Annotated in this window: 6 protein-coding genes; 1 reads left to right on the top strand and 5 read right to left on the bottom strand. The window is 41.7% G+C overall.

Annotation, left to right across the window (positions count from 1 at the left end; all coding sequences use genetic code 11):
• Window positions 1–231: 231 nt before the first annotated feature.
• Entirely contained in the window at window positions 232–3,501 is a 3,270-nt protein-coding gene (locus SWH54_14140; GenBank protein ID MDY6792397.1) for an adenylate/guanylate cyclase domain-containing protein, read from the bottom strand.
• 322 nt (window positions 3,502–3,823) lie between these two features.
• Window positions 3,824–4,288 (bottom strand): CYTH domain-containing protein, encoded by a 465-nt coding sequence (locus tag SWH54_14135; protein MDY6792396.1) that lies wholly within the window; start codon window positions 4,286–4,288, stop codon window positions 3,824–3,826.
• Window positions 4,289–4,581: 293 nt separating this feature from the next.
• Between SWH54_14135 and SWH54_14130 the strand changes: the two genes are divergently transcribed.
• Window positions 4,582–5,667 carry a response regulator gene (locus SWH54_14130; GenBank protein ID MDY6792395.1) on the top strand — a complete coding sequence of 362 codons (1,086 nt, stop codon included), beginning with the start codon at window positions 4,582–4,584 and terminating at the stop codon, window positions 5,665–5,667.
• 21 nt (window positions 5,668–5,688) lie between these two features.
• Here SWH54_14130 and SWH54_14125 read toward each other — a convergent pair whose 3' ends face one another.
• The 3 genes from SWH54_14125 to der are packed head-to-tail and all read right to left on the bottom strand — an operon-like array spanning window position 5,689 to window position 9,616.
• Complete coding sequence (locus tag SWH54_14125; protein MDY6792394.1) at window positions 5,689–6,882, bottom strand: tetratricopeptide repeat protein; 1,194 nt, start codon at window positions 6,880–6,882, stop codon at window positions 5,689–5,691.
• Window positions 6,883–6,936: 54 nt separating this feature from the next.
• Window positions 6,937–8,292: a replication-associated recombination protein A gene (locus SWH54_14120; protein MDY6792393.1), complete on the bottom strand. Its 1,356-nt coding sequence runs from the start codon at window positions 8,290–8,292 to the stop codon at window positions 6,937–6,939.
• 1 nt (window position 8,293) lies between these two features.
• Window positions 8,294–9,616, bottom strand: coding sequence for a ribosome biogenesis GTPase Der (gene der / locus SWH54_14115; protein MDY6792392.1), 1,323 nt, complete (start codon window positions 9,614–9,616; stop codon window positions 8,294–8,296).
• Window positions 9,617–10,501 lie beyond the last annotated feature (885 nt).

Genomic DNA, 10,501 nt, shown 5'->3' with positions numbered 1-10,501 from the left:
GTTTTATCAATAATCCCTCATTCATTATCTTCATCTGATAATCGAGTGGAAACGCATAGGATAAACTTGTAACCTGAGATCCGTCTACGCCGGGACTATGGATAAAACTCTAAATAGATATGTCAGATTTTAATAACTCTAAAAAGGTTTTGATTTATCACAGATAGCAAAGTCATCACACGGATATGTGCAACCACTGTGTATAGTAAAATCCTGAAAAGAAAAAGCTGTCTAAGATAAAGAGGCTAATTCCTCCTTTGCCTGTTTTGCATACGCCTCCGATCCGCATTTTTCAAAAATGTGAATAGATTCAGAAAGGCATTTTTTAGCCAGATCAGTTTGGTTTTTTTTCTTATGTAGAAGGCCCAAATCTAGATAAGCTTGTGCCAAAGTACCCTTTGCTCCCATAACTTTTGCGAACTCAATTACTTTCTTAAAATGCGCTTCAGCCTTTCCTGCCGCAAATGGATAATTTTTTACAAGAAAACCAATATTTCTGATTAACTTACCGATACTCGGTTTAGGCCCAGCAATCATTTCATAATATATTTTCCCGATGATGTGTTCAATCATTACCCCTAAATTCCTATATTCCTTTTTGATACAAATTTTTTGGATATTTCTGAGCTTGTTAAAACCGATATGCATTTGCCCCTCGGCAACGGAAATGGCGGATAGGCATGCCTGTGCCGGAATTCCCAATAACTCTATTCCTCTTTTCTTATTGAACGATATAATTTTGTTAAAATGTTTTTTTGCTTCCTCATAATGATTGTTTAACATATGGCAAAAGCCCGCCACTAAATTAGGGATAACAGTGTAAAAAGGATCAATTGCACATTGAATCGATTTCTCAGATATTTCAATAGCCTTGGCAAAGTTACCTCCGGCACAATGGCCATAGCCCATAATGTAATAACCTATGGCCTGGCATCTAATATTTGCATGATCATCTCCATATTTAAGAAGTTGCTGTCCAATTTTAATAGCATTTTCGGATTCTCCTTTGAAGAAATAAGCGACACCCATTCCGGCTAAAGATTTAAAATAGATATAGGTATCTGATTCTAAATGGTGCGCAATTTTCTGTGCTCTATTACCATGCTCAATTGCTTCTTCAAAAAATGCTAAACTGCTACAACTCCACGTCAACCATGTACAGGCATATCCAATGACCGAATCACTTTTAATTTTTTCACCCATGTACAAAGCCTTCTGGAGATATTGATAGGATTTTTTTGGCTCAAATCTATTGTCGAGTGCAAAACCCACCCAGGCATAATACATACCCTTGTCTTTACTATCAGGTAGACTATTGGCCACCTTTTCGTAACTGATGAGCAGTTCTGAAAGTTTTCTAAAGTCACCCCGGTAATAGAAAACCAATGCCCAATCTACTAAAATACCAATCAACAGTTCGTTGTCTGCTGTAGATCGGTTATGCATTTTTGAAAGAAGGTCGAAAGCCATCCGATAATGTTGATGTGCTTCTTCAACTGCATACCTTTTCAAGCTTTTTTTCCCGGCCTTTGTTAGATACTCCAAGGCTTTGGGAATGCGTTTGCCTCGATAGAAATGGAAGGCAAGTGTTTCGTAAAAATCTGTAAGTCTATTTTCAAAAAGCTTCTCTATCACCGAACCAATACGCGCATGTATCTCCAAACGTTCCTCTTTTAAAAGACCATTATACACTACCTCTTGCGTCAGCGCATGCTTAAAAATGTATTCTAAGTCTGGCTCTCTGGAGCGAGCCCGAATGAGGTCAAGTTTTTCCAAGCTTAGCAAGCAATCATCCACGTTTGTGGATAGTTCGGTCACTCTTGCTAATACTTCGTAATAAAAGGCCCTACCGATAACAGCAGCCTCCTGCAAAACTCGTTTGAGCTCTTTTTCTAAACGATCAACGCGAGCAGTGAGGACGCCTTGTATAGTAGGTGGGACGCTTGCTAAATTAAAAGATTGGTTAAATATCCAACCTCCAATCTTAGATTTGAGAATTCCTGTTTCGATGAGGGTATTGACCACTTCCTCCAAATAAAAGGGATTTCCCTCCACTTTTTGTTTGATAAAATAACGCAGTTCATCAGGTAAGGTTTGAGAGTCAAGGAGGGAATGAAGCATGGACTGTGTCTGATCCCAAGTCAGATCATGTATTTCTATCTTGTGGTGGGGCCAAGCCAAAGAGTTATATTCTTCTTTTGAAAAAAGGGTGAAAGATGGGCGGTAAATACAAATAAACAATACCGGTCTATGGGTGTTTTTTAACAAAAAATGAAGGAGTTCAATGAAAGCTCCATCAGCCCAATGCAGGTCTTCAAATACAATTACAGTGGGGGCACGGCTAGCCAGTGCCTCTAGGAGTTGATGTGCGGACTCTTTTAACTGCTTTCTCCATAGTTCGGGACTCATTTCATCCATATTGGCATTACTAAGGGAAAACAAACCACCCAAGTATTTTTTCGCCTCGGGTTTATCCCAGAGCAATTCTTTCACACCAGCATTTACTTTTTCCCCAATTTCGTCCGTGTCATCCCCTTCTCTAATCCGAAAAGCGTGAGTTAAAAGATTGCTTAATGGATAGTAGGCAATGTTCTGTGTATAAGCATAGGCATGACCTTCTCGCCACTGCACTTCTTCTAACTCTAAACAGGTCTTAAACTCACGAATAAGACGGCTTTTTCCAGTTCCTGCGTGGCCGACGATTGAGATTACAGAGCCCTTACCATTTTTTAAATTCTCTAGTGATCCCAATAGTTGATTCATCTCTGTTTCTCTGCCGATAAGCTCGGCCTGTACACCATTTAGATGACGAATAACAGTTTCTTGATCAAGTACGGAAACAACCTTATATGCCTGGACAGGTTCGGTTTTCCCTTTTACTTGTGCCGGTTCCATGTTTTTGAATTTGAAGTATCCTTGAGCCTGTTGATATGTACTTTCACCAAGCAAAATTTCACCCGGTTTTGCTAAGCCTTCAATGCGTGAAGCGAGGTTGATGGCATCACCTGTGAGCCCGTGGGTTCCCTTTTCTATATCAACCTCTCCAGTGACCACTATGCCAGTGTTGATGCCAGTGTGCATTGTTAAAGAACGTCCAATTTTATCTTCAAACCGAGGGCTGAAATCTTCAACAGCTGAGTGTATGTCCAGAGCAGCTCTTATTGCCCTGATTGGATCATCTTCATGTGCTTTTGGCACACCAAAAACCGCCATCACCGCATCACCGATGAACCTCTCTATAAACCCATCGTAATTTTTTATAACTTCAGTTATTAAACCGAATATTTGACTCATAATCCCCTTGACTTCTTCAGGGTCAAGACGCTCTGTCATGGCTGTGTAACCGGTCATGTCAGAGAACAAAACTGTTACGAGCTTTCGCTCGCTATCCACCACACCAGAGTCACCTGACATGTCTAAGCATTCAACTAAGTTACTTCCACACTTATTGCAAAACTTAGCATCATCTGGATTCTGCTGTTGGCATTTTGGACATTCCATGGTTATGCCGTCCAATTTTAAATTTGAGGAATAAAAGTAGGAAAGACAGGATTTAATAAATTTGTACAAATATTTACATGAACTTTAGTTACTTGTCAAATATGCAAGAATACCTAATGTTATGGTGGGTCAATTTTCAGATATAGTTACTGATTTTCTCAGTATTACAGTTTTTAGGCAATTGTTGATATATTGAGATTAAACGTAACAAAATTTATTTGTTCTATTATTGTTGGTGGGTGTCAAGTCAAGAAAATCTTAATTTTGATTGTTGTAAAATCATCTCCGTCTAATGACAGAGATCCTGTCAACAATACCATCATCACCATTGACTGTATGGATGATGTATCAGGTTTGAATTGAAATAATTTGAATCTCCCGTCACCTCAGCACCAATCCATTCGGGCTTTTCAAACTTCTGCTCCTTGGAATCCAGTTCCAGCTCGGCAATAATCAGACCCTGATTTTCGCCATGGAACACATCCACTTCCCAAACAAATCCATGGTGTTCAACCTTGTACCTGGTTTTCTCAATTAGGGGTTCTTCACACAGCCCGTCCAGCATTTCTCGTGCGTCATCAACCGGTATTTCATATTCGTACTCCGCCCGGACGGCTCCTTTGGCAATCCCTTTGATGGTTAAATATCCTTTACTGTCTATGGTGCGCACACGGACTGTCCGCTCTTTATGGCTGTTCAAATATCCCTGATGGTATTTTTTGCCAACCGCAGATGTCCGCCAGGAATCATCTTTCACTAAAAACTTTCTTTCAATTTCTATCCCCATGCCTGTTTTTACTCATCATTGGCTTTAAAAGTCAACCCGCGGATTTTATCCGTCAGCTCACCCCTTGTTAACCGCTAAATACAATTGCAAATCAGGTGGCGCATTGGAATGGGCTTTGGAGTAAACATCTTTTTTTCTCAAATATCTATTTGTAATTTTTGAAATCCCCTGCTAATGACTGAGTTCATCAATCTGCAATCTCTAAAAGAGTTGGATAATCGAAAATACTTTGTTGTGTTGAATCCAGAGTATCATGTGAATGATGTTAAAAAATTAAAAAAGGAAAAAATAACATGGCTGCTGATAATGGAGATATTAAAATCTTGGTTATAGATGATGAACAGGAGGTACTTGAACCCACCTGCAGCCTTTTGAGAAAAAAGGGTTTTGATGTCTATCAAGCTTCCAGTGGTGAAGAGGGGATGGATTTGTTCGAAAGGAAAGAGCCGTCCATCGTTTTAACCGATATCAATATTCCGGACCTCTCCGGCATTGAAATTTTAAAACTGGTAAAAAAAGCCTCTCCCACCACTCAGGTCATTGTTTTCTCCGGTTTAGGAACCACTGATGATATCATCACAGCGCTTCGATTGGGTGCCTCCGATTATATCATGAAACCGCTTAATATTGGCCTGCTCATTCATAATATCACGCGTTGCATTGAAAGACACGAGCTTATAATGGAACGCATCGGCAGAAAGAAAACCCTGGAAAAAATGGTCAGAGAAAGGACTGCCGCACTAACCACCACCTTTTATGAAACGGTTAAAGCACTGGGTCTCCTTACTGAAAAACGGGATCCTTATACCGCCGGTCATCAGGATCGAGTGGCTTTGCTGGCCATGGCCATAGGCAGAAAAATGGGTTTAACGGAAAAAGAACTAAAGATCATCCATGTGGCAGGGCTTTTGCATGACATTGGGAAGGTGGCCATTCCGGTAGAGCTGTTGACCAAGCCTTCAGAACTGACAGATCTGGAGGCTCAACTGATAAAAGTACATCCTCAGGCAGGCTTTGATATCATAAAGGATATCCCTTTTGTCGAATCTTTGGGTAAAGATGTTTCCATTATTGTGTTGCAGCATCATGAACGACTGGATGGTTCCGGCTACCCCGGGGGATTAAAAGGTGACGATTTAGAACTGGAAACAAAAATATTAAGTGTATCCGATGTGGTTGAAGCCATGTCCTCACACCGACCTTACCGAGCTGCCATCAATATTGATGACACAAAAGCTGAAATTGCCGATGGAAGGAAGATTTTGTACTGTAAGGAATGTGTCGATGCCTGTATCCAGCTAATAGAAGAAAACGACAACGATATTATGAGACTTTTTGATTTGTCAGCCAAGACGGGCAGGAATCATTTGCGATTTTAGCAAGGCAGTCTTAAAAGTTTATCAGGCAATTCCGGAAAAGCCGGTGACCTGGTCGAAATCGGAATCCATGGTCAACCCGTATTTATCTTTGCCTGTGAAAGAAAATTCAATGTGACTGGGATCAATAGTCCCATCGGCGTTTTCGTTTTGTTCAATGGTAAATCTAACTGTGGCTGAAAAGGATTTGGCATCATAATAGACGTTATCCGGAAATAGTGAAATGGTCACCTCTGTATCAGGAACTGTAAATCCGAAATTATATGCCTCTCCGGGCCCGCTTCCGGTGGACCGTTTAATGGTCCAGTTTAATCTGTTTTCCACAGACTCCCGGTCCATCTCCTTGTCAAACTGGAATATCATGGTAAAGGTTTTAGACGCATTGGCATTTGCCAGATAATCATCCAGAGTGGATAGAAGTGTATTCCTGGGCATGGTGCGCAAAAACGTGCTGGTGGGATCTACAAAAGAAAATTTCGGGGGATCAACCTTGTACATATAGCCGCTCAAAATATCTGCCAGCCCGGAATCTTCACTGTCGAGAAAATCAACAATTTTCTGTGCCTCATCCATCTGCCCCAGATCGGCATAGGCATATCCCATTTCTGCATAGGCGTCATAAAAGTCTTTTTTTTTGCCAATTGCATCTTTAAACATGCGAATCGCATCTTCATAACGTTCCTGTTTGCTGTAGGCAAGACCGATTCCGTACTTGCCGTTTGGACTTTCCGGAGCCAGCCGATGAGCTTTGCCGAACTGGGTATGGGCATCCATATAGCGACCCGTTTCCAGATATGCCTGCCCCAGTGAGTAATGACTTTCGGCAGTTGGATTTAATTGAACGGCCTTTTCATATTCGCTCTGAGCCTCCTGGTATCTTTCCTGGGCGTAAAAAAGATTTCCCAATTTAATGTGTAGATCATCATTAGTGGTGTTTAAGCTGATTGTCCTCTGGTAAGTCTTTATCGCATTTTCCGCATCATCTAGCTTTAAATAAGCATTGGCCATATATTCAGTCGCTTCGGTTGAATATGATGAATTCAGTGCCAGGCCGATGGATCTTTGAAATTCCTTGATGGCGCCTTTATAATCTTTCTGAATATATAAATCGATTCCATTGGAAAGTGCGCTGTTGGACAGACTTTCAAGATTAGTGGAATTTTGTATGGTGGCGGAAAATAATTTTGCCGAACTGGTGCTGTTTATTGAATCCATCATTACATACCTGGTAAATCTAGTGTTCAACTCTGAATATATATCGTCATTTTATCCCTAATCCTTTAGCCTTTTTTTTCTTCGCCCTCGCCATTTTTCGAGTCTCTCCTTTATTTTCTTTTCATATCCTCTCTCGGAGGGAACATAAAAACGACCCCCTTTCAGTTTTTCCGGCAAATACTCCTGAGCTGTATAGGCCCCTTTATAATCATGGGCGTATTTATACCCCTTCCCGTAACCCAGCTCTTTCATTAACCGGGTGGGTGCATTTCTGATATGAAGCGGAACCGGTAGTGCCCCTTTATTTTTAACCACCTGTTTTACATTCTTATAGGCCGCATATACGCTGTTACTTTTGGGTGCCGTAGCCAGATAAACAGCGGCCTGAGCCAGGGCCAGTTCTCCTTCCGGCCTGCCTAAAAATCGGAAAGCCTCCATGGCATCGATGGTTACCCTTAACGCGCCAGGATCTGCGTTTCCCACATCTTCAGAGGCAAACCTTACCATTCTGCGGGCGATATACAATGGGTCTTCTCCGGCCGACAACATCCGTCCAAGCCAGTAGAGAGCCGCATCAGGATCACTTCCACGCATGCTTTTGTGAAGAGCGGATATAATATTGAAATGCTCTTCACCGGATTTATCATATATTAACGCTTTTTGTTGAATCGCTGTTTCTACATCTTCAATGGTAATATTTTTCTTTTTTTCCTGTTTTATACCTTCACTTTCAGATACGATCAAAGAAGCGGCAATCTCAAGGTTTCCAAGTGCCATACGCGCATCACCGTCTGAAATTCGAATGATATGGGCCAAGGCATCCTCATTAAAAACAAGGCCCAAATCTCCCAGGCCTTTTTTGCTATCTTTAATGGCTCTATCAAGTATTTCAGCGATTTCATCAGCTGAAAGCGCATTTAAGGTAATGACCCTGCATCTGGATAAAAGGGGAGAAATAACCTCAAAGGATGGATTTTCGGTGGTCGCACCGATGAGGGTGATCAGACCGCTTTCCACGTGATAAAGGAAGGCATCCTGTTGTGCCTTGTTAAATCTGTGAATTTCATCTACAAAAAGGATTGTTCTTTTTCGATAAAGCTTGAGCCTGTTTTTTGCATCTTGTATGACAGATCTGATATCTTTCACCCCGGACAGCACTGCAGAAAACTGGGTAAAAGAGGAACTGGTTTCTGCGGCAATAATCCTGGCAAGGGTCGTTTTGCCGCAACCCGGAGGTCCCCACAAAATCATGGAAAAAATTCTATCCTGCTCAATGGCATTTCGAATCAGGGTTCCTTCGCCGGTTACATGTTTTTGCCCGGTAAATTCATCCAGATTCTTAGGACGCATTTTTTCTGCCAGGGGCATGGATGATCTGGCTGCTTCTTTGGCCTGGTATTCAAATATGTCCATTTCACTTCCGCCCTTGTCTTTTGCGAAAAATTATTCTCAGGGGTGTTTTTCCAAGCCCTGTCTGCTTACGGATCTGGTTGATTAGATATCTTTTGTAGGAAAAATGAACCGCATCCGGATAATTTACAAAACAGACAAAGGTCGGTGGTTTTGCAGCAATTTGGGTGGAATAATAAAATTTAATGCGCTTTCCCCGGTAAAGTGACGGCTCGTTTTTTTCAAGGGCCATCTCAATCATTTTATTCAGCCGGCCCGTTCCTATTCGTGTAGAATACTGCTTGTGGACTTCCCCGGCAAGTTTAAAAATTTTTTGAACCCGCTGGCCGGTTAAAGCGGAAATGGTCAAAACTGGGGCAAAGCTTAAAAACTTGGCCTGCATTCTGAGTTCCTCAATATATTTTTTTGCTGTATGGGTGTCCTTTTCAATCTTATCCCATTTGTTCAGCAGCAAAATACATCCACATCCCCGTTCAAAAGCGTAGCCTGCAATATTTATATCCTGGTCGGTAATCCCTTCGGATGTATCCATGACCACCAGCGCCACATCACACCTGTCCAGACTCCTTAATGCTTTTATGATGGAGAATTTTTCTATTTTTTGCGATACTTTTCCCTTGCGCCTGATTCCGGCTGTATCTATAAGAAGATACGTTTTCTCATTAACGGTATAAAGAGAATCAACGGCATCACGCGTGGTGCCGGGAACTTCGCTCACCAGATGCCTTTCTTCACCTAAAATACGGTTGATCAATGATGACTTTCCCACATTGGGCCTGCCAATAACCGCCAGCTTAATGATATCCTCATTTTTCTCCTCGGAAGATTGCGGTAACGAGGTGGGAAAGGCAAGAACAAGATCATCAAGAAAATCAGATATCCCGTATCTGTGTTCTGCTGAAACGGGATAGATTTTATCCAGTCCCAGGCTGTAAAAGTCGTATAAATTTACCTCTTTTTCCAGGCCGTCTATCTTGTTCACCGCATAAAATACAGGTTTGGCAATCCCCCGGAGCATTGATATCATGTCCTTATCAAAGGGAGAAATTCCTGCTTTGCCGTCAAGCATAAGAATAATAACATCTGCATCTTCTATGGCCTGGTGGATCTGAAAACGAATTTCGGCGGCGAAATCATCTCCCCCGGAAAAACCCCCTGTATCTACCAGGGTAAATTTTACCATATTCCAGCTGGCATCTTTGTAATGACGATCCCGGGTAACTCCGGGAAAGTTATCCACAATGGCGTCTCTTGTCCGGGTGACGCGGTTAAAAAAGGTCGACTTCCCCACATTGGGGCGACCGACAATTGCGACAACTGGTTTCATAATTTCTATACTTTCATCGGTTATTGCATGAAATCTTTTTCAGCACATACACTTCGGTTAAAGGCGTCACTCTGATCTCTACTTACCCACGAACCTGCGAAGACAGATACCGGTCATTATTTCTGTCGACTCGGCAAAACCAAAAACACCTGAAAAAAGCCGGTCTCAATAGGCAAAATTTATAACTTATTTGAAGGATTGGGGAGTTTTTATCAATGGTCTTTTTTGTGAACCGTTTTAGTTTTAATGATTGTTAGAGGTTCGACCGGAGAAACGCCCATTTGCCCGTATCAGCCTTAACAAATAAGTCCATTACTCTGTACACGCCCCCTATCTTCTCAGTTAAATCCATACAGGCAGAGACGATCAACGCTGCCGTGGGGTTCTGTCCCTTGGGGCTGGTTCAAATCGAATCTGAGCGAGATAGCTGCCGAACGTCAGTTTCTCAAAATGATTGTTAAGGCTGATACGGGCAAATGGGCGTTTCTCCGGTCGAACTGAGTAGAGATTGTAAAACTCCCCGATCCCCCACTTATTTAAATTCGGGAAAGATATAACATTCATTAATACAAGGAAGGGGTTTTTTCAACCATTCATCTTGTCCACACCAGGGTAACCGTATTTGGAAAAATAAAATCAGTTTAAGAGGAGAGGCTTAAAGGTTTTTTCTCCAGGCGATATCTTTTTCAGTTTGCAGGATATATCACAGTGACCCGATATTTATGATTTGATGCACAGATTTTCTCATTTTTTAAAATAGTTGCGCAAAGTCATGACCTCCGGCCCAGCCGGAGGCTTGCATAAAGCCCTATAAGGGCATCGATACTGATAACCCCTTAAGGGGTATTATTGTGTTAAAATTACTGTTCTGCGACCAAATCCATT

This window comes from Thermodesulfobacteriota bacterium (assembly GCA_034189135.1).
In the GTDB taxonomy this organism is placed as follows: Bacteria; Desulfobacterota; Desulfobacteria; order Desulfobacterales; family JAUWMJ01; genus JAUWMJ01.
This window is presented reverse-complemented; position numbering and strand designations above follow the sequence as displayed.